24 protein-coding genes and 1 tRNA gene are annotated in these 23,512 nt (G+C 65.2%); 15 read left to right on the top strand and 10 right to left on the bottom strand.

Features of this window, described 5'->3' with window-relative positions:
• Positions 1 to 5 precede the first annotated feature (5 nt).
• The 4 genes from BN984_RS10505 to BN984_RS10520 form a co-directional block, all read right to left on the bottom strand.
• Positions 6 to 800, bottom strand: coding sequence for a cytochrome b (locus BN984_RS10505; RefSeq protein WP_004972586.1), 795 nt, complete (start codon positions 798 to 800; stop codon positions 6 to 8).
• A 3-nt stretch (positions 801 to 803) separates the two neighbouring features.
• Positions 804 to 1,193, bottom strand: a complete 390-nt coding sequence (locus BN984_RS10510; protein ID WP_004971171.1) for a DUF7318 family protein — start codon at positions 1,191 to 1,193, stop codon at positions 804 to 806.
• Positions 1,193 to 1,831: a halocyanin domain-containing protein gene (locus BN984_RS10515; protein WP_008092319.1), complete on the bottom strand. Its 639-nt coding sequence runs from the start codon at positions 1,829 to 1,831 to the stop codon at positions 1,193 to 1,195. The genes BN984_RS10510 and BN984_RS10515 overlap by 1 nt, the downstream gene beginning before the upstream one ends.
• An 85-nt stretch (positions 1,832 to 1,916) precedes the next feature.
• Positions 1,917 to 2,747 (bottom strand): DUF7319 domain-containing protein, encoded by an 831-nt coding sequence (locus BN984_RS10520; protein ID WP_004044091.1) that lies wholly within the window; start codon positions 2,745 to 2,747, stop codon positions 1,917 to 1,919.
• 244 nt (positions 2,748 to 2,991) lie between these two features.
• Here BN984_RS10520 and BN984_RS10525 point away from each other — a divergent pair, with 244 nt between their 5' ends.
• Complete coding sequence (locus BN984_RS10525; protein ID WP_008092321.1) at positions 2,992 to 3,474, top strand: DUF7321 family protein; 483 nt, start codon at positions 2,992 to 2,994, stop codon at positions 3,472 to 3,474.
• A 4-nt stretch (positions 3,475 to 3,478) separates the two neighbouring features.
• Here the strand turns inward: BN984_RS10525 and nth are convergent, their stop codons facing one another.
• The gene (gene nth / locus BN984_RS10530) at positions 3,479 to 4,162 is read right to left on the bottom strand and encodes an endonuclease III (protein WP_008092322.1); all 684 of its coding nucleotides are present in this window, start codon (positions 4,160 to 4,162) and stop codon (positions 3,479 to 3,481) included.
• A 144-nt stretch (positions 4,163 to 4,306) separates the two neighbouring features.
• Here nth and BN984_RS10535 point away from each other — a divergent pair, with 144 nt between their 5' ends.
• Together BN984_RS10535 and BN984_RS20060 are read left to right on the top strand one after the other, a co-directional pair.
• Positions 4,307 to 5,038, top strand: coding sequence for a DUF998 domain-containing protein (locus BN984_RS10535; RefSeq protein WP_008092323.1), 732 nt, complete (start codon positions 4,307 to 4,309; stop codon positions 5,036 to 5,038).
• A gap of 40 nt (positions 5,039 to 5,078) precedes the next feature.
• Positions 5,079 to 5,213, top strand: a complete 135-nt coding sequence (locus BN984_RS20060; protein WP_280512970.1) for a hypothetical protein — start codon at positions 5,079 to 5,081, stop codon at positions 5,211 to 5,213.
• Between the two features lie 73 nt (positions 5,214 to 5,286).
• Here BN984_RS20060 and pan1 read toward each other — a convergent pair whose 3' ends face one another.
• A complete protein-coding gene (pan1, locus tag BN984_RS10540; protein WP_004971162.1) occupies positions 5,287 to 6,504 on the bottom strand; it encodes a proteasome-activating nucleotidase Pan1 in 1,218 nt (405 codons plus the stop codon).
• A gap of 171 nt (positions 6,505 to 6,675) precedes the next feature.
• Between pan1 and BN984_RS10545 the strand changes: the two genes are divergently transcribed.
• From BN984_RS10545 to rad50, 4 genes are read left to right on the top strand one after another with little or no spacing between them, the layout of a single operon-like run.
• Positions 6,676 to 6,945, top strand: coding sequence for a helix-turn-helix domain-containing protein (locus tag BN984_RS10545; protein WP_004972579.1), 270 nt, complete (start codon positions 6,676 to 6,678; stop codon positions 6,943 to 6,945).
• A 26-nt stretch (positions 6,946 to 6,971) separates the two neighbouring features.
• Entirely contained in the window at positions 6,972 to 7,382 is a 411-nt protein-coding gene (locus tag BN984_RS10550) for a hypothetical protein (RefSeq protein ID WP_049968180.1), read from the top strand.
• The gene (gene mre11, locus BN984_RS10555; protein WP_049968181.1) at positions 7,379 to 8,704 is read left to right on the top strand and encodes a DNA double-strand break repair protein Mre11; all 1,326 of its coding nucleotides are present in this window, start codon (positions 7,379 to 7,381) and stop codon (positions 8,702 to 8,704) included. Before BN984_RS10550 ends, mre11 begins: the two co-directional genes overlap by 4 nt.
• The gene (rad50, locus tag BN984_RS10560; protein ID WP_049968182.1) at positions 8,701 to 11,382 is read left to right on the top strand and encodes a DNA double-strand break repair ATPase Rad50; all 2,682 of its coding nucleotides are present in this window, start codon (positions 8,701 to 8,703) and stop codon (positions 11,380 to 11,382) included. The genes mre11 and rad50 overlap by 4 nt, the downstream gene beginning before the upstream one ends.
• A gap of 27 nt (positions 11,383 to 11,409) precedes the next feature.
• Here rad50 and BN984_RS10565 read toward each other — a convergent pair whose 3' ends face one another.
• From BN984_RS10565 to BN984_RS10575, 3 genes are read right to left on the bottom strand one after another with little or no spacing between them, the layout of a single operon-like run.
• Entirely contained in the window at positions 11,410 to 11,838 is a 429-nt protein-coding gene (locus tag BN984_RS10565; RefSeq protein ID WP_008092335.1) for a DUF7346 family protein, read from the bottom strand.
• Between the two features lie 27 nt (positions 11,839 to 11,865).
• Positions 11,866 to 12,414, bottom strand: a complete 549-nt coding sequence (locus BN984_RS10570; RefSeq protein WP_008092337.1) for a DUF7322 domain-containing protein — start codon at positions 12,412 to 12,414, stop codon at positions 11,866 to 11,868.
• 48 nt (positions 12,415 to 12,462) lie between these two features.
• Positions 12,463 to 12,648, bottom strand: coding sequence for a DUF7331 family protein (locus tag BN984_RS10575; RefSeq protein ID WP_004972572.1), 186 nt, complete (start codon positions 12,646 to 12,648; stop codon positions 12,463 to 12,465).
• Positions 12,649 to 12,753: 105 nt separating this feature from the next.
• On the opposite strand from BN984_RS10575, the gene BN984_RS10580 reads away from it, so the two are divergent.
• From BN984_RS10580 to BN984_RS10615, 8 genes are all read left to right on the top strand, one after another.
• On the top strand, positions 12,754 to 16,761 hold the full coding sequence (locus BN984_RS10580) for a DNA polymerase domain-containing protein (RefSeq protein WP_049968183.1): 4,008 nt from the start codon (positions 12,754 to 12,756) through the stop codon (positions 16,759 to 16,761).
• Positions 16,762 to 16,979: 218 nt separating this feature from the next.
• The gene (locus BN984_RS10585; RefSeq protein WP_049968184.1) at positions 16,980 to 17,885 is read left to right on the top strand and encodes an ABC transporter ATP-binding protein; all 906 of its coding nucleotides are present in this window, start codon (positions 16,980 to 16,982) and stop codon (positions 17,883 to 17,885) included.
• 12 nt (positions 17,886 to 17,897) lie between these two features.
• Positions 17,898 to 19,328, top strand: coding sequence for a Fe-S cluster assembly protein SufB (sufB, locus tag BN984_RS10590; protein WP_004044077.1), 1,431 nt, complete (start codon positions 17,898 to 17,900; stop codon positions 19,326 to 19,328).
• A 3-nt stretch (positions 19,329 to 19,331) separates the two neighbouring features.
• Positions 19,332 to 20,540: a Fe-S cluster assembly protein SufD gene (sufD, locus tag BN984_RS10595; RefSeq protein WP_008092346.1), complete on the top strand. Its 1,209-nt coding sequence runs from the start codon at positions 19,332 to 19,334 to the stop codon at positions 20,538 to 20,540.
• 143 nt (positions 20,541 to 20,683) lie between these two features.
• On the top strand, positions 20,684 to 21,175 hold the full coding sequence (locus tag BN984_RS10600; RefSeq protein ID WP_004972568.1) for a hypothetical protein: 492 nt from the start codon (positions 20,684 to 20,686) through the stop codon (positions 21,173 to 21,175).
• A gap of 4 nt (positions 21,176 to 21,179) precedes the next feature.
• A complete protein-coding gene (locus BN984_RS10605; RefSeq protein WP_004972567.1) occupies positions 21,180 to 21,632 on the top strand; it encodes a metal-dependent transcriptional regulator in 453 nt (150 codons plus the stop codon).
• 76 nt (positions 21,633 to 21,708) lie between these two features.
• Positions 21,709 to 21,812: transfer RNA gene (locus BN984_RS10610), tRNA-Gln, on the top strand.
• A gap of 140 nt (positions 21,813 to 21,952) precedes the next feature.
• Positions 21,953 to 22,729 (top strand): FkbM family methyltransferase, encoded by a 777-nt coding sequence (locus BN984_RS10615; protein WP_008092350.1) that lies wholly within the window; start codon positions 21,953 to 21,955, stop codon positions 22,727 to 22,729.
• Between the two features lie 39 nt (positions 22,730 to 22,768).
• Here the strand turns inward: BN984_RS10615 and BN984_RS10620 are convergent, their stop codons facing one another.
• Positions 22,769 to 23,503: an alanyl-tRNA editing protein gene (locus BN984_RS10620; protein ID WP_049968185.1), complete on the bottom strand. Its 735-nt coding sequence runs from the start codon at positions 23,501 to 23,503 to the stop codon at positions 22,769 to 22,771.
• Between the last annotated feature and the right edge of the window lie 9 nt (positions 23,504 to 23,512).

Raw genomic sequence — 23,512 nt, forward strand, 5'->3', positions numbered from 1 at the left:
TCACCTCAGTGCGGCTCCGCGATGCCCTGCACCCACACGATGCCGATGTGGATCGCGATGAGCGTCGTCACGACGAACGGGAGCAGGAACACGTGGATGATGTACATGCGCTGTAGCGTCGACTGGCTCAGCGAGAAGCCGCCGAACAGGAGCTGTGCGACCCACTCACCGGCGAGCGGGACCGACAGCGACATCTCGACGCCGATCTGCCCCGCCCAGTAGGCTAGCTGGTCCCACGGAAGGAGGTATCCGGTGTACCCGAACACCATCGTCAGGCTGATCAGGACGATGCCGAGAAGCCAGTTCAGCTCGCGGGGTTCCTTGTACGACCCCGTGAAGTAGACACGGAGCATGTGCAGGAACACGGCCGCGACCATGACCTGCGCCGCCCAGCGGTGGACGGAGCGGAGCATGAAGCCGAACTGCAGGTCGCGCATGATGAATTCGATACTGCTGTAGGCCGTCGTGGGGTCACCGGTCGTCGCCGGGGAGTAGTAGAACCCGAGAAGGGCACCACTTATCGCCGCGACGACGTACGCGAGCGTCGAGAACAAGCCGAGCGTGTACAGGGGGTACCAGTACCAGAACTTGTTGTCGAGGTTGTACTGCTCGGTGTGGCTCTTCGGCATCTGGAGGTTGACTCGGTAGTAGAGCGTCTCCAGAAGTTCCAGATAATCGACGATGCGGAGTCGCTTATCCAGCCAGATGAGCGTGGTGAGGAAGGTGGCCTCGACCGGGGTGAGGTCCTTCTTTTTCATCCAGGCCTTGTGGTCGTAGTCGTCTTTGCGTTCGAGACTCATGGTTTATCGCTTGTAGTAGGGGTACACCGCGCGTTTGACCTGTTCCCACGCGTCGTCGCTGCTGAAGGTGACACCGTCGACGTCCTCCTCGCGGACGTAGAGGTCTTCCCACTTGCGACGCCGCTTTTTCACGATCATCACGTCGGGGAGGAACTCCTTGCGGTACAGCGCGAGGATGAACGCGAGGTCCACGAAGATGACGGCGAGGACGCCGCCGAGGAACATGTTCCCCGTGTCCGTCAGGCCCCACCCGGAGACGAAGCCGTAGGTGAAGAGGAACACGAACACGACCTCGATAATCGTCAGGAGGACGATTGCGATGGCCGCTGCGGTGCTCTCTCGCGCCGGTTCGTATCGGTGAATATCGCCGTATGTGCTGCCGGTCGAAGACATTATTCGCCACCTCCGGTGTTACCCGTATTTGGGGACTCGCCGTACTTCAAGATGAAGAACGTGTAGATGATGGTGACGAGGATGCCCAGAATCGTCGCCGAGCCGACCCAGTGGGCCTGAATCGGGACGCCGAGTTCGTGCAGTTCCTTCTCGCCGCCACCGCCGGTGCTGATAGTCGCCACGTCGTCGCCGACGGCGACCGCGCCGAGCATACCGAGCGCCTCGTGGGGCACGCAGTGGTACTTCGTGATACCACCGCTCTCGAAGGTGAACTCGTAGGTCGTTCCGGCCTCGGAGACGGCCGCGCCGGAGTCGAGCGACGCGCCCTCGCTCGCGACGACGTTGTGGCCGCCGCCTTCGCCGGTCCACTCCCACGTCACGGTCGTGCCGGGGTCGATCCAGATGCCAGCCGGTGCGAACGCAAGGTTACCTCCGTTGCCGGACGCGCCGACCTCGATGGTGACTTCGCTCTGACCGCGGAGGTCTTCGTAGCCTCCGTCGACGCCGTCGAGGTAGCCACCGAAGTCGGGTTGAACCTGCGCTCCACCGCCGCCTTCCTGCGCAGCAGCGGTCCCGGCGGCAGCGGTCGCGGCGGCTGTCGCACCGCCAGCCGTTCGGAGAAACTCCCGCCTTTTCATACGGTCGTTCGTCAGGATGGGACGCGCTTAAACCCACCGACTATGCCGTCACGGAGGGTGTTTGCGAGGTGAGTGCGCGCCGGTCTCAGCCCTCAGAACTGAGGGCGTCTCTCTCGGGGGCCTCGACCAAGGACGCGACGTTCTCGTCCCCGTCGAACGTCGGGACGAACTCGGGGCGCGACCCGCCTTCGAGACCCATGACGCGGAGCCTGTCTCGGTACTCCTCGGCGCGGAAGCGGTCCGAGAGCCGGGCGTTCGCCACGACGACGAAGAGGAAAAAGCCGATGACGAGAAAGCCCAGACCGGCCAGCGGCGCGATAATCGAATCGAGGTCGGGGAGGACGAGCCACGCGCCGATGAGCGCGAACCCACCGAGTAGCTGCCCGAACGCGACGATTTGGAGCATTCGGTTGCCGAAGTCGCCGGTCCCCTGTGCGACCTCTTCGGGTTCGGGGAGCCTGACGGTCTCGGGCGCGTCGTTCACTTCGAAGTCCTCCATCGAACAGAGCGCGACGGTCGGTTTCACGTCGCGGAGGACGGTCCCCTCGCCCTCGACGCTCCCGTCCGGGTAGACGACGGCGTAGCCCTCGTCGGAGTACGCGAGAATCCGTGGCTCGCCGTTTTCCGTCACGCGTTCGAGGACGGCGAACACCTCGCGAATCGCGACGCGGTAGCGGAGTTCCTGTTCGACGCGGTCGAGCAACTCCTCGCCGACGACCCACGAATCGGGGTCGAACGCGGCGTCCCACTCTTCGGGGGTCATCTTCGCCATGTCGGCCGGGCCGAAGTTCTCGAAGTCGTACTTGGCTTCGACCTCCTCGCGGAGGGCCGCGAGCTCCGCGTCGGACATCGCGGCGTCGGCGTCCGCGTCCGGTGACGAGCCGTCGTCGGCCGGGGCGGAAGACGAGTCTGACATCGCCACGGAGTAGGGTCCACGCCGGTAAACGTGTTCCGACCCCGAACCGCGTTCGTCGCGGGCGGTCGGCCACGAGCCGCCCATCGGAAGCGACCGCCCGCTGGTCCGGCGCTCGAATGGAGGTGGTCCGGCGCTCGAATCCTGGCGGTCGCGGCCGACGTTTAGCCCCTGTCGCGTGGTCTAGCGCTCGAACGGGACGCGGCGCATCGGTCCCTTTAGGCCGACCGGGTTCTAACGCCGTGCGATGGCAGACGAGACGACGCTCGCCACGCTCGCCGCGATTACCGTCACGGCCAGCTTCCCGTTTTACCTCTACGGCGCGTGGATAATGATCGACGCCGAGACGGTGTCGTGGGACGTGCTCGTCTACCACCTCAAAATCATCTTCCCCGGGCTCGTGTTGAACACGGTCCCGGTCGTCACGTGGATGCTCCCCCGGCTCTTTCAGCAGCTCAACGGGCTCAGCGCCCTCCACGCGATTCTCGGCCTGCAGGCGTACGCGATGCTCATCTTCGCGCTCACGGGAATCGTCCGCATCTTCCAGGCCAAGTGGGAGGCCGACCTCTACCGCGACCCGGACCAGGACGTGTCGCTCGACGACCTCCACGAGAACATGGGCGCGTGGCGCGGCCGCCTCCGCGTCGGCGTCTTCGGCTACGTCATCTTCTGGGTGTTCGCGTGGCTGCTCGGCATCTACCGCTACCTGAGCGGTTACGTGTTCGTCTGAGCGTTCACCACGCCTCGCCGCTGGCGAGGTCGACCTCGTGGTCGAGCTTCGACGAGGGGCAGACGTCTTCGAGCACGCAGGCGTCGCAGTCAGGGTTGCGCGCGTCGCAGACGGCCCGGCCGTGGCTGATGAACAGGTGGGTGAACTGCTGCCAGTCGCGCTCGGGGACCACCGGCATCAGGTCCTCCTCGATTCGCTCGGGGTACTCCTCTTCGGTCAGGCCGAGGCGGCGCGAGAGCCGCTGGACGTGGGTATCGACGACGATTCCCTCCACGATGTCGTGGCCGTGCTGGAGGACGACGTTCGCGGTCTTCCGGCCGACGCCGGCGAGGTCGGTCAGCGCGGACATGGTGTCCGGGACCTCGCCGTCGTGCTTCTCGATGATGTCCGCGCACGCGGAGCGGATGTACTTCGCCTTGTTGTTGTAGTAGGTGATGGAGCTGATGTCGTCGGCCAGCTCCTCTTGGTCGGCGGCGGCGTAGTCCGCGGCGTCGTCGTACTTCTCGAACAGTTCCGCGGTGACCTTGTTGACGCGCTCGTCGGTACACTGCGCCGAGAGCATGACGGCGATGAGCAGTTCGAGGCGGTTCGAGTAGGAAAGCGAGATGGTGGTGTCGGGGTACTCCTCGTACAGTCGGTCGAGGACCTCCTCGGCTTGCGCCTCGCGGCTTTCGAGTGGCGTGCCCATACCTGTGGGTGCGACCCGGTCGGTTTCAGTCGTTCGGGTTGGGGCGAGGGGTGCGGATTCCTGACCGTCCGGATTCTCGCGGTTTAAGAGCCATCGGTCGGTGTTATCGACGCGTCAGCCGTCTAGACGGACGGAGTGAGCACGATGACACCAACCACCGACTCCCGACGGGACGGCAGTCCGCCGACCGAGACGCGACCCGAACGAATCGCCGAGACGCCGGGCGCACACGACCACCGGCGCGACCGGTTCGTCGCCGGCGCGATGCTGTTCGCGTTCGGCCTGCTCGCGTTCATGGGAATCATTACCGCCGAGGCGTTCTACCCCGGCTACAACGCGGGCGTACAGGAGATCAGCGACCTCGGCGCGACCAGGCCGCCCAACAGCATCATCCTTCAGCCGTCGGCGACGATTTTCAACGCGACGATGGTGCTTTCGGGGCTGTTGGTCCTCGGCGCGAGCTACTTCGCGCACCGGGCGCTCCGCGACCGCGTCGTCACCACCGCCGTCGCGATGCTCGGCATAGGCATCCTCGGCGTGGGCGTCTTCGACGGGAGCGAAGCCCCGATGCACGGGCTGTTCGCGCTCTTGACGTTCTTCGCCGGCGGCCTCTCCGCGGTCGTCGCCGCGCGGGTCATCGAGACCCCGTTCCGGTATCTCTCGGTCGCGGTGGGCGGGTTCGTCCTCGCCCTCCTGGCGAGCATCTTCGCGTTCGGCCTCCTCGGCCTCCCGCACCCGCTTTCGTTCCTCGGCGCGGGTGGTATCGAGCGCTACGTCGCCTACCCGGTGCTCCTGTGGTTCATCGGGTTCGGCGGCTACCTGATGGGGTCCGCGTCGGAGACGGCTCCCGCTGACACCACCGATTCGGCCGCGTGAATACCGACGATTTATCATTCACGACCGCGACCGACCGAGTATGTCCGCGCTCGAACTCCCCAGCCGGCGCGAATCGTGGTTGACCGCGGCCGCGACGCTCGGCGGGTACGGTCTCATCCTCGCCGCGATGTTCCTCGCGCTGTTCGTCCTGCCGTACTTCGCGTTCGCCGCGTAGCCACTCAACGGTCGCAATCGCGCGAAAAGCGAAGGTAGAATCGAAAGCCGAAACGAAACGCGACTCGCGTCGGTTACGCGAACGCGCGGGAGACTTCCGTCTCGTCCGAGGCTTCCTGCTGAATCTTCTCCCAGGCGTCGAGGAAGTCCTGCATGTATATCTCCGTGCGGTCGTCGCGGATGGCGAACATCCCCGCCTCCGTACAGACGGCCTTGATGTCGGCACCGGAGGCGTTGTCGGCCATCTCGGCGAGTTCGACGAAGTCCACGTCGTCGGAGACGTTCATCTTCCGGGTGTGAATCTGGAAGATTATCTCGCGGCCGTCCTCGTTCGGCTTGGGCACCTCGATGAGGCGGTCGAACCGACCCGGCCGGAGAATCGCGGGGTCGAGCATGTCGAAGCGGTTGGTCGCCGCGATGATGCGGATGTTGCCGCGCTCGTCGAAGCCGTCCATCTCGGCGAGCAGCTGCATCATCGTGCGCTGGACCTCGGCGTCGCCGGAGGTCTTCGAATCCGTGCGCTTCGAGGCGATGGCGTCTATCTCGTCGATGAAGATGACGGCGGGCTCGTTCTCGCGGGCGACCTCGAACAGGTCGCGGACGAGCTTCGCGCCCTCGCCGATGAACTTGTGCACCAGCTCGGAGCCGGCCATCTTGATGAACGAGGCGTTCGTCTGGTTGGCGACGGCCTTCGCGAGCATCGTCTTGCCGGTCCCCGGCGGGCCGTACAGGAGCACGCCGGACGGCGGGTCGATGCCGACCTTCTCGAACATCTCGGGGCGGTCGAGCGGCATCTCGACCGTCTCGCGGACCTCCTGCATCTGCTCTTCGAGTCCGCCGATGTCCTCGTAGGTCACGTCGGGGCTGTGTTCGACCTGCATCACGCGAGCCCGGACGTCCGTCTCCTTGTCGAGTCGCTTGACGATAGAGAGGGAGTTGTTCACGGCGACGCGCGCGTCGGGTTCGAGCTCCTCGCGCATCTCGTCTGTCACTTCGGTGAGGGCCTCTTGGTTGTTACCGTGCTGCTTGATGATGACCCCCTCGTCGGTGATTTCCTGAACCGTCGCAACGAAGAGCGGCGACTGCTTGAGCTTCTTGTTCTCGTGGGTAAGCCGCTCGAGCTTCTGTTGATACTTGTTGTTCTCGGCGTTCGTGTCGAGGAGCTTGTCGCGCATCTCCTCGTTCTGCGTTTCGAGAACTTCGAGCCGCTCTTGAAGGGCGGTGATCTTCTCCTGCTGCGACGCCGAGTCCTTATCGTAGGGGAGGTCGACGTCGTCCACAGTATCGGTCATCATCCGGCATAGGGTGCAGGTTCATAAGAGGCTTCGGGTGTGTGAGGGATTCGCCGCCTAGGGGCCGTCTGCCGCCCGGATGACGAGTCTGACGTGCGTCACATAAATTCCCCATAGTAATAAATCTGGATAGCAAATATTATCTAATAGCATTGCATGGTGTCTCGTACGATGAGCACCACGGAAGCAGTCGAACGCGAGTCCGAGCCCCAGTCAGACGACCGGTGGGAATCGGTTCGGGACATGCCCCCGAGCGCGAAGTTGGTCGCGAAGATTCTCGACTACGAGGACACGCTCACCCAGAGCCAAATCGCCGAGGAATCGCTTCTGCCCCCGCGTACCGTCCGCTACGCGCTCTCCCGGCTGGAAGACGAGGGCGCGGTCGACTCCCGATTTTCGTTCTCCGACGCGCGCAAGCGCCTCTACACGCTCAACATTTAAATCCGAACGCGCGGCCACGTCGCCGCATGTCTTCGCCCGCTCCCGACGACGTCGGCCGCGCGCTCTCCGCGCTCGCCGACGCCGACACCGGTATCCCTGACTACGAGTCGCGCCCGTCCGCCGAAGTCGTCGCCGAGGCGCGAACCGCCTTCGAGTCGCTCCACTCTGCCGCCCGGTTTCTCTCCGACGGAGGCGAACTAACGCTCCGCCGAGCGGTCGGCGAGGCCGACCGGCGCGGACACCACGAGTGCGCGCGCACCGGACGGACGCTCCTCACGGACCTCGACCGCCTGCGCGGCGCGCTCGTCGACGCGGGCGCGACCGAGGTGTCGAATCGGTGTTCCCGAACCGCTCAGCGGCGACCGCGGGACGCCGACCACTTCCGCTCCGGTCGCACAACCGTTTTCAGCGGCGGTGGCGAACCGGTTGATAGATGACACGGGTGATACACACCGGCGACACCCACATCGGGTATCAGCAGTACCACTCGCCGGAGCGCCGACAGGACTTCCTCGACGCCTTCGAGCGGGTCGTCGCGGACGCGCTCGACGGAGACGTGGACGCCGTCGTCCACGCCGGCGACCTCTACCACGACCGCCGTCCCGAACTCCCCGACCTCCTCGGGACGCTCGCCGCGCTCCGCCGCCTCGACGACGCCGGGATACCCTTCCTCGCCATCGTCGGCAACCACGAGTCGACCCGCGGGGGCCAGTGGCTCGACCTCTTCGAGCGCCTCGGACTGGCGACGAGACTCGGACGCGACCCCCACGTCGTCGGCGACGTGGCCTTCTACGGTCTCGACCACGTCCCGCGCTCGCGCCGAGACGAACTTGACTACCAGTTCGAACCGCACGACGCCGAGCGCGCGGTGCTCGTCGCCCACGGTCTGTTCACCCCCTTCGCGCACGCCGACTGGGAGACCGAAACCGTCCTCGCCGAGTCGAACGTCGACTTCGACGCGGTCCTCCTCGGTGACAACCACGTCCCCGACACCGCCGAACTCGACGGGACGTGGGTGACCTACTGCGGGTCGACCGAGCGCGCGAGCGCGACCGAGCGCGACCCGCGCGGGTACAACCTCGTTCAGTTCGCGCCCGGCGAGGTCGACATCCGCCGGCGCACCCTCGAAACGCGCCCGTTCGCCTTCGTCGAGGTCGACCTCGCCGGCGACGAGGGCATCGAGCGCGTCCGCCAGCGGGTCCGCGAGTTCGACCTCGAAGACGCGGTCGTCATCGTCGAACTGCGAGGCGAGGGCGAGACCGTCACGCCCGCGGCGGTCGAGTCGTTCGCCGTGGAGGAGGGCGCGCTCGTCGCCCGCGTCAACGACAAGCGCGATATCGCCGACGACGCCGAACTGGCGGCCGACGTGAGCTTCGCCGACCCCGACGACGCGGTGCGCGAGCGGGTCCGCGAGATGGGCCTGTCGAGCGCCGCCCTCGACGTGGACGAGACGGTCCGCGCGAGCAAGGTCGCCGACTCGAACGTCCGCGACGAGGTCCGCGAGCGCGTCGAATCGCTGCTCTCCGACGACCCCGGAGCCTTTGTCGCCGCCGAGAGCGAGGATGACATCGAGAGCGACGACGGCGTCGAGGCCGGGGAGTCGGAGACCGTCGAGGACGCGGAAGCCCCCGAAGACGCGGCCGAGGCCGACACAGAGCCGACGACCGAGACCACCGCTGAAACGACGACCGAATCCGATTCGGAGGCCGCCGCGGAACCGGCGGCGAGCCGCGACAGTTCGCTGGGTGATTTCGCGTGAGGTTCACCCGCATCGCCATCCGGAACTTCAAACCCTACGAGGACGCCGAACTCGACCTCCGAGACGGCGTTACGGTCATCCACGGCGTCAACGGCAGCGGAAAGTCGTCGCTCCTCGAAGCGTGTTTCTTCGCGCTCTACGGCTCGAAGGCGCTCGCGGGGACGCTCGAAGACGTGGTGACGACGGGCGCCGCCGACGCCGAAATCGCGCTCGAATTCGTCCACGACGGCGGCGAGTACCGCATCGAGCGTCGGGTTCGCGTCTCCGGCGACCGCGCGACCACCGCGAAGTGCGTCCTCGAAGGTCCCGAGGGGACCGTCGAAGGCGCGCGCGACGTTCGCCGGCACGTCGCGTCGCTCCTGCGCATGGACGCCGAGGCGTTCGTGAACTGCGCGTACGTCCAGCAGGGCGAGGTCAACAAGCTCATCAACGCGACGCCGAGCCAGCGCCAGGACATGATAGACGACCTCCTGCAACTCGGAACGCTCGAAACGTACCGCGAGCGCGCCGGCAACGCCCGGCTCGGGGTCGAAGACGTGCTGACGAGAAAGCGGAGCGTCCTCGAAGACGTCGAGTCGCAAATCGAGACGAAAGAGGAGGCGGACCTCCACGCGACGCTCAACGCGCTCGAATCCGAACTCGACTCCCTCGACGAGGAGATTTCGAACTACGAGGGCCAGCGCGACAAGGCGAAGGCGGCGCTCGACGCCGCCGAGGCGACGCTCGACGAGCACGCAGAAAAGCGGGAGCGACTCGACGAAGTCGAGGCGGCAATCGAGGACCTGACCGCGAAAATCTCCGCGGACGAGACGAAGCGCGACGACCTCTCGGAGCGCGTCCGCGAACTCGACGCCGCCGCCGACGACCTCGAATCCGACATCGACGACGCCCTCGACCGGTCCGACCTCGACGACGCGAGCGACGAGGCGATTGCCGGCGCGCGGGAGGCGCTTTCGGAGCGCGAATCCGAGCTGCGCGACGACCTCTCCGAGGCGCGGACGCGGGCGCAGGCGTTCGAGACGCAGGCCGAGCGGCTCGCCGAGCGCGCCGCCGACCTCGAATCGCGCGCCGAGGAGAAACGCGAGGCCGCCGAGGCCGACGCGGAGACCGCCGCCGAGGCCGAACGGGAACTCGAATCGTTCCGCGAGACGCGCGCGGAGCTTCGGTCGTCGCTCGACGACGCCGAAGCGCGGTTCGAAGACGCCCCCGTCGAACTTGGCGAGGCCGCCGACCTCCTCGAAAAACGGCGTGAGACGCGGTCCGACGCCCGCGAGTCGCTCGCGGAGACGGAGACCGAACTGAAGAACGCGCGCGAGCGCCTCGCCGAGGCCGAGCGCCTCCGCGACGCGGGCAAGTGTCCCGAGTGCGGACAGCCGGTCGAGGGCTCGCCCCACGTCGACGCCATCAGCGAGCGCGAGGCCGCGGTCGAATCGCTGGAGGCCGACCTCGACTCGCTCGAATCGGACGTCGAGTCGCGCTCGGCGGCCGTCGAGGCGGCCGAGGCACTGGTCGAAATCGAGAACCGCGCGAGCTCTCAGCGCGACAAACTCGACCTCGTCGAAGAACGTATCGCCGACCGCGAGGGGACCGTCGAGAGCCGCCGCGAGGCCGCCGCGGAGAAACGCGAAGTGGCCGCGGAACTCGAAGCCGAGGCCGAGGAGAAACGCGAGGCCGCGACGACGCAGGCCGAGCGGGCCGAGGAGGTCGCGGAGACGGTCGAGTCGCTCGAAGCGGACCTCGAAGCACTCGACGAGCGGCGCGACCGACTCGACCGCGTCGAGTCGCTGGTCGACGCGCGGGCCGAGAAAATCGACGTGCGGGACCGGCTCCGCGAGAAGCGCGAGACGCTCGCAGACGTGAATCGCGAGCGCCGCGAACACCTCCGAGAGCGTCGCGAGCGCCGCGACGAACTCCGCGAGACGGTCGACGAGGAGGCGGTCGAGGGAGCGAGACAGCGCAAGGAGAACGCCGCGACGTATCTCGAACGGGTCGAGGACGAAGTGCTCCCCGAACTGCGAGACAAGCGCGACGAACTCCAGAGCCGCGTCGGCGGCGTCGAGGCCGAACTCGAACAGTTGGACGACCTCCGGGAGCGCCGCGAACACCTCGCCGAGCGCGTCGGCGCCCTCGAATCGGTCCACGAGGAGGTGTCGACGCTCGAATCGACCTACGGCGACCTCCGGGCGGAGCTTCGACAGCGCAACGTCGAGGTGCTCGAACGGATGCTCAACGAGACGTTCGACCTCGTCTACGCCAACGACGCCTACTCGCGCATCCGACTCGACGGCGAGTACGGGCTGACGGTGTTCCAGAAGGACGGCACCGCGCTCGAACCCGAACAGCTCTCGGGCGGCGAGCGCGCCCTGTTCAACCTCAGCCTCCGGTGTGCAATCTACCGGCTCCTCGCCGAGGGAATCGACGGCGCGGCCCCGCTTCCGCCGCTCATCCTCGACGAACCGACGGTCTTCCTCGACGACGGCCACGTCTCGCGGTTGGTCGACCTCGTCGGGGACATGCAGAGCCGCGGCGTCAAGCAGATTCTCATCGTCAGTCACGACGACGAACTGGTCGGCGCGGCCGACGACCTCGTCCGCGTGGAGAAGAACCCGACGACGAACCGCTCGACGGTCGAGCGGACCGACGCGCCGATAGTCGAGAGCGCGCTCGCGGACGACTGAGTGCGGGTCGGTTCCGCCGCGAGTGCCTTATGCGCTCGCCCGGAGTAGTTCGACCCCTTCTTTTGCGGCGTCGGTCGCCTCGTAGCCGCGCTCCCCGTAGACCGTGGTCTCGGCGACGAGGCCGGCGACCCGGAACTCGGTCAGGAGGCCGTGGAGGTCGCTCTCGCAGAGGTCGTAGGCCCCGAGGAGGTCGACCACGGGGAGCGGCCCGCGGTCGACGAGGTCGACGAGCAAGCCCAGTCCGCGCTCGGTCGGGACCGCGACGAGTATCTTCCGGACCGGTTCGGGAACGGCGCGCGCGGCGGTTTCGAGCGGGGACTCGCCGCTCACGGCTTCGAGGTCGTCGTTCGGCAGGTATCGCTCCTCGCCGGTCTCCGGGTCGCGGACGCGGCTGGCGTCGCTCGACTGCTTGACGAGGAGGTACGTCCGGCCGTCTGGCCCGCGGACGGTTCGCATATGTCTCGGCGAAGGGCGCGGCGACTGTTAGCGGTTGCGCTCGGGAGCGTCTTCGTCGGTGTCGCTTACATCACCGTCGTCCGCATCGTCCCCGTCGTCCCGCCACTCCCCTCGCTTGAACTCTCGGTAGATGGAGTAGACGCGGACGAGCACGACCGTACCGAACAGAAACAGGCCTGCGCCGAGGAGCGTGTCGCCGCGGAAGTAGGCGAGCATCGGGCCGACCGTGACCCCCGCGAGGCCGACGTTCGCGAGGACGACGCTCGCCCAGAACAGACGGGCTACCTCGGGATTCACGTCGGGGGAGAACTCCGGTGCGTCGTCGCCGTGGCTCTCGCCGTCCGGGTCCTCGTCGTCGGCGTCCTCGCCGGGGATGCGAACGCGGGGAATCGTCGGGAGTTCCTTCTCGGGGTTCCCCCAGCGGGCTTCCGGGTCTCCCCAGCGGGCCTCGGGGTCGCCCCATCGCGTTTCGGGGTCGATTTTCGAGGCCATGTCCGCCGACGGACGCTCCGCCTCGTCGCCTTCGTCTTCCGCGCCAGCGGCGGGCGTTCCCTCGCGTCGCTCGTCGTCCGTCACGCTCGCGTCGAGACGCCGTGCCGAGAAAAAGTGTCCGTTTCGGCCGAGTCAGGCGCAGTCGTCGAGGCGCATCGACCGCGATGCCTCGACCCACGCGAGTGGGTTCTCCGCGTCATAGAACACCACGCCACCGTCGATGTCGTAGGATTCGACCGTCTCGGCTCCAGTCGGACCAGCCGGTCCGTCGCCGTCGATCGTGCCATCCCACCGCTCCGGAGTTGCGTGGTCGGTCATATCGTGTGACAAGGAATGTCACACATGGATATATGTCTTTCCGTGGTTCGGGGTGCAGTACGCGGAAACGCCGGGGTTTTTAGCCGCGCCATCGAAGCGACTGGCATGACGCAGACGGGTCTGACCGACTTCGGGGGGAACGACGCCGACGGCGCGGGCGACGCGCGGCCTGACGAGGAGGCCGCCATCGTCGCCGGCGACGCCGGCCAGCACGTCTCCGACGTCATCGACACGGACGAGGTGCGGTTTCCCGACCCGGACGGGACGGTCGAACTGGCCGTCACGCAGGTCGACTACACCATCGAGGGCGCGGGCCGCGACGAGTACCCGGTGATTCACATCTTCGGTCGGACGGCGGACGACGAGACCGAACACGTCCGCGTGCTCGGGTTCCGGCCGTACTTCTACGCGCCCACCGCCAGCCTCGACGACGACGCGCTCGACAAGGACGTCATCACCGGCACCGAGGACGGCTACGAGAGCATCCGTGGCGAGGAGCTAACGAAGATTTACGGTCGCACCCCCCGCGACGTCGGCCAGATTCGCGACGAGTTCGACCACTACGAGGCGGACATCCTCTTTCCGAACCGCCTGCTCATCGACAAGGACATCAAGAGCGGCGTCCGCGTCCCCGAGCGCCGCCTCGACGACGGGTCGATTCAGATACCCCACCAGGAGGTCGCGCCCGCGGAGGTCGACGCGAGCCTTCGGGTGAACACCTTCGACATCGAGGTCAACGACCGGAACGGCTTCCCCGAGGATGGCGAAGAGCCGATTATCTGCCTCACCAGCCACGACTCCTACCGCGACGAGTACGTCGTCTGGCACGCCGTCGCCGAGGAGGGTCTCGGCAAGCGCCCCGACTCGCTGCCGAACTACGAGTTCCTCGGGGAGGACGCGGACGTGGAGGTCAGGACGTTCGACGAGGAGGCGACGATGCTCGACGCCTTCCTCTCGTACATCGAGGAGACCGACCCCGACATCCTCACCGGGTGGAACTTCGAGGACTTCGACGCGCCGTACTTCCTCGACCGGTTGGAGGAGGTCGACAGGAGGACCGACCTGAACCTCGACTACAACCGCATGTCGCGGCTCGGCGAGGTCTGGCGCGGCGGCTGGGGCGGCCCGGACATCAAAGGGCGCGTCGTCTTCGACCTGCTGTACGCCTACAAGCGCACCCAGTTCACCGAACTCGAATCCTACCGTCTCGACGCGGTCGGCGAACTCGAACTCGACGCGGGCAAGGAGCGCTACTCGGGCGACATCGGCGACCTCTGGGAGGAAGACCCCGAGCGCCTGCTCGAATACAACCTCCGTGACGTGGAGCTGTGCGTCGAAATCGACCGGAAACAGGACATCATCGCCTTCTGGGACGAGGTGCGGACGTTCGTCGGCTGTAAGCTCGAAGACGCGCCGACGCCCGGCGACACCGTCGACATCTACGTGCTCCACAAGGTCCACGGTGAGTTCGCGCTCCCCTCGAAGGGCAAACAGGAGTCGGAAGACTACGAGGGCGGAGCCGTCTTCGACCCCATTACCGGCGTCAAGGAGAACGTCACGGTGCTCGACTTGAAGTCGCTGTACCCGATGTGCATGGTGACCATCAACGCGTCGCCGGAGACGAAAGTCGACCCCGAGCGCTACGATGGGGAGATGTTCCGCGCGCCCAACGGGACGCACTTCCAGCAGGAGCCGGACGGCATGATTCGGGAGATGGTCGACGAACTCCTCACCGAGCGGGAGGAAAAGAAGTCGCTGCGGAACTCCCACGACCCCGGCTCCTCGGAGTACGAGCAGTTCGACCGCCAGCAGGCCGCGGTGAAGGTCATCATGAACTCGCTGTACGGCGTGCTGGGCTGGGACCGCTTCCGACTCTACGACAAGGAGATGGGCGCGGCGGTGACGGCGACCGGTCGGAAGGTCATCGAGTTCACGGAGCAGGCCGCGAACCAAATCGGCTACGACGTGGCCTACGGCGACAGCGTGACGGGAGATCGCCCGGTCGTCGTCAGAGACCCCGGTGGGACTGTTCGAATCCTTCCTATCGAGGACTTGTTTGCCCGCGGAACGACTGAATCTGAGGTACTCATCGCTGCCGACGGGGACGTCGTCGCAAGTGCCACTCCCGGGAAGACTCGCCGAGCGCTCGACGGGTGGGACGCCCTCTCTGTGAACGAAGATGGAGAGGCGGAGTGGCAACCGATTGCGCAGGCGATTCGCCATAACACAGACAAACCGGTGGTGAACCTCCAACACAAGTTCGGTGAGTCGACGACGACGAGAGACCACTCGTACGTCGTCCCCGGTGAAGACGGCCTCACAACTGTCTCTCCGGACGACGTGGCGGAGCCGTATCGCGTCTCCGGGGTACCCGATGTCGAGCCTGTCGAGCAGGTCGACGTCTACGAGGTCCTTCGTGGGTACGAACGCGAGTACGAGGACGGACGGAGCGTCGGGAGCGATAATTCGATAACGAAGCGGAAACAAATCCATGCGGACGACGAGTATGTCTGGTTCGGCCACGAGCACCACCGAGACGTCGACTCGACCGTCAAAGTCAAACGATTCGTCGATATCGACAGCGAAGATGGTGCAGCACTCATTCGGCTCCTCGGTGCGTACGTCCCTGAAGGAAGCGCATCCACTGGCGAGACGGCGACGTCGAAATTCGGGGCAAGTATCGCTGAATCCGACCGTGAGTGGCTAGCCCAACTCCAGCGAGATTACTCTCGACTGTTCGAGAACACGACCGCCGGTATCATTACGAGCGACCGACGAGCGGAGCGAACCGTCGAGTATCAAACGGACACAGGCGGTGCGTCGGTCACGTACAATGACGAGACGCTGAAACTGCAGATGATGAACGAACTCGCTGCTGTGTTCTTCCGCGAGTTCGCAGGGCAGACGTCGCGTGGTAAACGGATCCCCTCATTCGTCTTCCACCTTCCTGAGGAGAAGCAAGACTTGTTCCTGACGTTGCTCGTCGAAGGCGATGGATCTCGCGAATTCCCACGATACACCGAAGCGTACGCACAGCGAAACTTCGACTTCGAGACGACGAGCCGAGAACTTGCTGCCGGTCTCTCGATGTTGCTCACGCAACGGGGGCAAAAACACTCGCTCAAGTATCGGGACAGTAAAGACTCGTACACTATTCGGACGTGTAGCACCTACCGGGAAGGCCGAGACCCCGTGCTGACCGAAGCCGACCACGACGGCTACGTGTACGACCTGAGCGTCGAAGAAAACGAAAACTTCGTCGACGGTGTTGGAGGTATTGTCCTTCACAACACCGACAGCGTCATGCTCGAACTCGGCCCCGACGTGTCGAAACAGGAGGCCATCGAGCAGTCGTTCGACATCGAGGAGCACATCAACGCCGCCTACGACGACTTCGCGCGCGACGAGTTGGGCGCGGACGAACACCGCTTCCAAATCGAGTTCGAGAAGCTGTACCGGCGGTTCTTCCAGGCGGGGAAGAAGAAGCGCTATGCGGGCCACATCGTCTGGAAGGAGGGCAAGGACGTCGACGACATCGACATCACGGGCTTCGAGTACAAGCGCTCGGACATCGCGCAGATAACGAAAGAGGTCCAGAAGAACGTCATCGACATGATCGTCCACGGCGAGGAGACGGAAGTCATCAAAGACTACCTCCACGACATCATCACCGACTTCGAGTCGGGGAACCTGCCGCTCGAACAGGCCGGTATCCCCGGCGGAATCGGCAAGCGCCTCTCGGCGTACGAGACACCGACCGCGCACGTCCGGGGCGCGCAGTACGCCAACGCCTTCCTCGGGACGAACTTCGGGCGGGGCTCGAAGCCGAAGCGGGTCTACCTCAAGAAGGTCCACCCGTCGTGGTTCCGCGAGATGGAGACCGGCGAGTTCGACCCGCAGGTCGACGACCTCTACCGCGAGTTCAAGCGCGACCCCGACGTCATCTGCTTCGAGTACGCCGACCAGATTCCAGAGGCGTTCGAGGTCGACTGGGACACGATGCTCACCAAGACGCTCGAAGGGCCCATCTCCCGCGTCATCGAGGCGCTCGGGATGTCGTGGGACGAGGTGAAAAGCGGACAGGAACAGACCGGCCTCGGGAGTTTCATGTGACCGGCCGTATCACCGAGTAATGAAACTATATTCGGTTACATAGACGACGGAACCGTAACGTTGTTCGGCTGTCCAAAACCCGGACGAGCGTTCCGAACTGCCGTGATTCTTTGCGGTTTTGAAAACAAATTTTCTTTCTACAAAAGGTGGCGGGGGTGAATGCGCAAGCATTATGGGCGATACTCCCCACCCTTCGAGTACGAGGCAACGAACCAACGATGGCAACTCTCGAGATCAAGAACCTCCACGCACGTGTCGCGGAGGAAGACGGTGAGCAGATTCTGCGAGGTGTCGACCTGGAAGTCAAATCCGGCGAGATCCACGCACTGATGGGTCCCAACGGGTCCGGCAAGTCTACGACTTCTAAAATCATCGCCGGGCACCCCGCCTACGAGGTAACCGACGGCGAAATCCTCCTCCGCCTGGAGGACGACGACTTCGGCGACCTCGAAATTCCGGACGACGCCCGCACGTGGAACCTTCTGGAACTGGAGCCGAACGAGCGCGCCGCGCTCGGCATCTTCCTCGGCTTCCAGTACCCCGCGGAAATCGAGGGCGTCACCATGACGAACTTCCTCCGCACCGCGCTCAACGCGAAGATCGACGAGCGCGAGGAGCTCCTCTTCGGCGAGGACGACGAGGAAGAAGAAGAGGAAGCCGGCTACGACACCTCCCCGATGGAGGGTAACGTCGACGACGGCGAAGTCGGCGTCGCCGAGTTCCAGAAGCTCCTCAAGGAGAAGATGGACCTCCTCGACATGGACGAGAAGTTCATGCAGCGCTACCTCAACGCCGGGTTCTCCGGCGGCGAGAAGAAACAAAACGAGGTCCTTCAGGCCGCGATTCTCGAACCGTCGATTGCGGTTCTCGACGAGATCGACTCCGGTCTCGACATCGACCGCCTGCAGGACGTCTCGAAGGGTATCAACGCGCTGCGCGACGAGCAGGGCACCGGTATCCTCCAGATCACTCACTACCAGCGTATCCTCGAATACGTCGAGCCGGACCACGTCCACATCATGCTGGACGGCAAGGTCGTCAAGAGCGGCGACGCCTCGCTCGCGTCCGAACTCGAAGACAAGGGCTACGACTGGGTCCGTGAGGAAGTGTACGAAGCCGCGTAATCCCCCAACATCATGAGTTCCGACCAAGACCACCTCAAAGAGACAGACACGGAAGCTCGCTTCGAGTTCAAGAAGGAGCAGAAGGCCGCGTTCGTGGCCGAGAAGGGTCTCACCGAAGAGACCATCCGCGTCATCTCGGAGGACAAAGACGAGCCCGAATGGATGCTCGAGCGCCGCCTTCGCGCGCTCAAGCAGTACCAGAAGATGCCGATGCCGACCGACTGGCCCGGCCAGCCTGACCTCTCCGAGGTCAACGTGGACGAAATCGTCCCGTACATCCGACCCGACGTGGAAGTCCGCGGCGGCGTCGACGACTGGCGCGACCTGCCGGACGACATCAAGGACACCTTCGACAAACTGGGTATCCCGGAAGCCGAGAAGAACGCCCTCTCTGGCGTCGGCGCCCAGTACGAGTCCGAAGTCGTCTACCAGAACATGCAGGAGCGCTGGGAGGAGAAAGGCGTCGTCTTCATGAACATGGACCAGGCGGTCCAGGAGCACGAAGACATCGTCAAGGAGTACTTCATGACGAAGTGCGTCCCCCCGAGCGACAACAAGTTCGCGGCGCTTCACGGCGCTATCTGGTCCGGCGGCTCGTTCGTCTACGTCCCCGAGGACGTGACGGTCGAGATGCCGGTCCAGGCGTACTTCCGCATGAACTCCGAGGGCATGGGCCAGTTCGAGCACACGCTCATCGTCGCGGAGAAGGGCTCCGAAGTCCACTACATCGAGGGCTGTTCGGCTCCCAAGTACTCCGCGTTCAACCTCCACTCCGGCGGCGTCGAAGTGTTCGTCGGCGAGGACGCCCACGTCCAGTACTCGACCGTTCAGAACTGGTCGAAGAACACCTACAACCTCAACACCAAGCGCGCTATCGTCGAGAAGGGCGGTCGCATGGAGTGGATTTCGGGCTCGATGGGCTCGAAGGCCACCATGCTGTACCCGGCCTCGATTCTGAAGGGCCGCGGCGCCTCCGACAACCACATCACCATCGCCTTCGCGGGCGAGGGCCAGAACATCGACACCGGCGCGAAGGTGTACCACAACGCCCCCGAGACGAAGTCGACCATCGAGTCGAAGTCCATCTCGAAGGACGGCGGCCGCACGAACTACCGCGGTCTCGTCCACATCGCCAACGGCGCGAAGAACTCCTCGACCGCGGTCGAGTGTGACGCGCTCATGTTCGACAACGAGTCCACCTCGGACACGATGCCGTACATGGAGATCAACGAGTCCACGGTGGACGTCGCCCACGAGGCGACCGTCGGCAAGATCGGCGACGAGGACATCTTCTACCTCCAGTCGCGCGGTCTCGACGACGACGACGCGAAGCAGATGATCGTCTCCGGGTTCATCGAACCCATCACGGAGGAACTGCCCATCGAGTACGCGGTCGAACTCAACCGACTCGTCGAACTCGAGATGGAGGGTAGCCTCGGATAACCAATGAGTGCGCAACTTCCCGCGAACCTGTCCGCAGAGACGGTACGAGAGATTTCGGACGCACGGGACGAGCCGGAGTGGCTCCTCGAGACCCGACTCGAGGCCCTCGAAGCACTCGACGAGCTCGAACTACCGGACGTCATCCAGACGCCCGGTCGCCGCTGGACGAACCTCGAAGCGCTCGACTTCGAGTCGCTCGTCGACCCGCTGAACCAGGCCGACGAGACGACCCGCGAGTCGCCCGAAGGCGTCGTCGTCCTCCCCTTCACGGAGGCGCTCTCCGAGTACGGCGACCTCATCGAGGAGCGGTTCGGCTCCGTCGTCGACCCCCAGTCGAACTACCTCACCGCCCTTTCGGCGGCGCTGTTCACGACGGGCACGTTCATCTACGTCCCCGAGGGCGTCGACGCCGAGGACGTGAAGATTCGCGCCGAGATGAACTCTCGGTCGCTGTTCAGCCACACGCTCGTCGTCACCGAGAAGTCCTCGTCGGTCACCATCCTCGAAGCCGTCGAATCCGGCGACAGCGTCGACGACGCGCGGTACTTCTCGAACCTCGTCGAAATCGACGCGGGCGAGAACTCGTACGTCCAGTACGGCTCCCTGCAGAACCTCGACGAGGAGACGTACACGTACTCGCTCAAGCGCGCCGACGCCGACACCTACTCGACCGTCAACTGGATCGAGGGGAACCTCGGCTCGCGGCTCACCCGCAGCGACGTCGAGACCGAACTCAACGGCGAAGCGTCGGAGACGAAAATCGTCGGCGCGTTCTTCGGTCACGACGACCAGCATCTCGACGTCAACGCCCGCGTCTGGCACAAGGCCGAGAACACGACGGCCGACCTCGTGACCCGCGGCGTCCTCGACGACGAGGCGCGCTCGGTGTACGAGGGTGTCCAGGACGTCGGCCGCGACGCGTGGAGTACGAACTCCTACCAGCGCGAGAACACGCTGATGCTCTCGGACCAGTCCGAGGCCGACGCGTCGCCGAAGCTCATCATCAACAACCACGACACCGAGGCGTCTCACGCCGCCTCCGTCGGGCAGGTCGACGCCGAGGACCTCTTCTACATGGTCTCTCGGTCCATCCCGGAAGAACAGGCCCGTAACATGCTCGTGGAGGGCTTCTTCGTGCCCGTCCTCGAAGAGATTGCAGTCGACGAGTTCCGCGACGACCTCGAAGAACTCATCGCGGCCCGCCTGCGGTAGGCAGACCGCTCCGCGGCGCGGCTTCGACGACCGTTTTTCTCGTCCCGCCGACCCGCGAGGGAACCGCTTAAGTCGGTTACTCCCGGAGAGGTGTGTATGTACGTCGTGGGACCGTGTCTTCGAACGTCGAGGGGGACGAGTCCGTGAGCGTCGGGTATCAGGTCACCTCGGACCACCAGCTCGCCCGACTCCTCCAGATCGGTATCGTCCTCGAAGAGGTCGTGGAGGCACGCGCCTACCACCACCACGAGGAACTCGGCGAAGACGCGCTCGACGAGGAGGTTCGAGCCCTTCTTTCGCACGCCGCCGAGGAGTCTGCCGACCACCGCGAACGCCTCGAAGCCGTCATCGACCGGCTGGAGGTCGACAGCGTCCCCTTCGAGGAGATAGAGGCGCTGGTCGAAGCCCAGTACGGCCAGACGAAACCCGAGGACTTCGACGGCGTTCTCTACGACCAACTCTGTAACGAGGAGACCGCCTACAAGTTCTACGACGACGTCATCGAGGCCATCGAGGCGAGCGACGCACAGTTCTCTATCGACCGCGAGGAACTCGTCGCGACGCTGTCGGCGATTCGCGAGGAGGAGGCCGAGGGCGTAGAAGAAGTAACGCGAATCATGGAAGACCGCGAGTGAAACGATGAACACGGCAGACCAATACGTCAAGGCGATTTACCTGCTGCAGGAGATGGAGAACGGCCCGGCAGCCACCGGCGCGCTCGCGGACATGATGGAGGTGAGCCCGGCGAGCGCGAACGAGATGATCGGCAAACTCGAATCCCGCGGCCTCGCCGAACACGAGAAGTACAAGGGCGTCACCCTCACCGACGAGGGTATCGTCCGCGCTCGCGACGCGCTCCAGACCTACTGCATCATCGAGCGCTTCCTCTCGAACGTCCTCGACGTCGAGGAGTTCCGCGCGGAGGCCCGCGAACTCGAACCCGTCATCGACGGGATGATCGCGGAGCGACTCGACACCATCATCGACCGCAACTCCGAGTGTCCGGACTGTTTCGACCCCGAGACGGACGCCTGCGAGTATCTCGAGGTGTGCGGCGCGGAGCCCGAGACGGAGACGGAAGTCGCCGATTAATCGCCGCCGCCGACCGGCCGGAACCGAAGCGTTTTCATTTACCAGCGGACAACCGACGAGTGGACACCGTGACCGAAGTCCCGTGGTGTAGTGGCCAATCATAGCGGCCTTTGGATTGGTACGGTTCAATGCGTGCCGAGAAGACAGCCGCTGACGGCGGTTCGAATCCGCCCGGGACTACTCAAACTTCTCCGACGAACCGACGCGAAGAGCGCGTCGTCTCGTCGAAATTCGATCCCACCGAACCTTCGAAAACACGACACGCCGAGTCGCTTCGCTGCCGAGCGATTTTTAATACCGGACAATGACAGTATACTAACGTGTCTCTGCTGCACCCGGTATCGGCCGCTCGCCACCTCGCGTACTCCCTCCACTACGCGGTCGTTCGGGCGAACTACGAACGACGGCTCGTCGCCACGAAGAAGCACGTCGGGCGCACGAGTTTCAGGAGCTACGAACTGTACAACCGCCACGGCAACGACGTGCTCCTGCAGGCGCTGTTGCTCGGTCTCGACGACGGCGACGTCGTGGTCGACGTGGGCGCGAACACGGGAACCTACACGCTCGCAACCGCGGCCAGCGAGTCCCCCGCGCGGGTCGTCGCCGTCGAACCGCACCCTGACGTCGCCGACCAGTTGCGGGCGAACGTCGAGGTCAATGACTTCGGCGACCGGGTGGACCTTCTCGAGTGCGGCCTCGGCGAGGCCGACGAGTCGCGGGAGTTCCACCTGTCGAGTTACGACGAGTTGGGTTCGTTCTCGCGGGACCACGCGAGCGCGTGGGAAGCGCAGGTCGTCGACACGGCGTCGGTGTCGATGCGGCGGCTCGACTCGCTCGTCGATTCCGGGACGGTCCCGCCGCCGAACCACCTGAAGGTGGACGTAGAGGGGTTCGGCCTGAACGTGCTCCGGGGGGCGGAAACGGTCCTCCGCGAGCACCGGCCGACGGTGTATTTCGAACTGCACGACGCCCGCGGGAGCCACGACGAGGCGGCGGCGAAGGCCCTGCTCCGGGAGGCGGGCTACGAACTGGTCCCGGTCAAGGAAGGTTGGGTGTGCGAGCCACGGGCGCGGACCGAGGCGGCCCAGTCGGCGTAGTCGCGGGCGGTCAGTCGGGTTCAGTCGGGGTCGAATCGGCTATTCGAGGACGAAGTTCACGCGCTCGTGAGTCGAGCCTTGGGTGGTCCGCCCGGTGACGGAAACCGTGCCGATGTCGCCCGTCGCCGAGACGTGCGTCCCCGCGCAGGCGGTCCGGTCGAAGGGGTCGTCCGAGTCGCCGATTTCGACGATTCGGACTTCTCGAATCGAGTCCGGGAGCAGGTGCAGTCGGGTGCGCTCGGGGTCGAGCGTCGCCTCGGCCTCGTCGCGGTCGAGGCTGTACCACCGAACGGGGAGGTCGGACGCGACGAGGTCGTTCAGGCGCGTCTCGATGGTCCGGAGGTCGTCGCCGTCGAAGCGGTCGTAGGCGCAGTCGAGGTGCGCGTGGTCGGCGTACAGCTGGTTACCGGTCGTCTCGGCGTCGAACTCGTCGAGGAGGACCGCAGAGAGGAGATGCTGGGCCGTGTGGTAGCGGCTGTGTGCCCGCCGCCGCGCCGCGTCGACGCGTCCGGAGACGGTCGTTCCCGGCTCGGGGGCGTCGCCCGCGACGACGTGTTCGATTCGGTCGCGTTTCCGCACGTCCGTCACGTCCCACGTCTCGCCGTCGCCGTTCTCGCTGTCTCTCGATAGGGTGCCCGTGTCGTTCGGTTGGCCGCCGCCGGTCGGGTAGAAATAGGTCCGGTCGAGGACGACGCGGTCGCTTCCGCGGACCGTCTCGACGGTCGCCTCGAACTCGTGTGTCGTCGCGTCGTCGAGGTATCGTGCTTCGGTCACGGCGGGGAC

Origin of the sequence: Haloferax prahovense (assembly GCF_000723845.1) — an archaeon.
GTDB classification, from domain to species: Archaea; Halobacteriota; Halobacteria; order Halobacteriales; family Haloferacaceae; genus Haloferax; species Haloferax prahovense.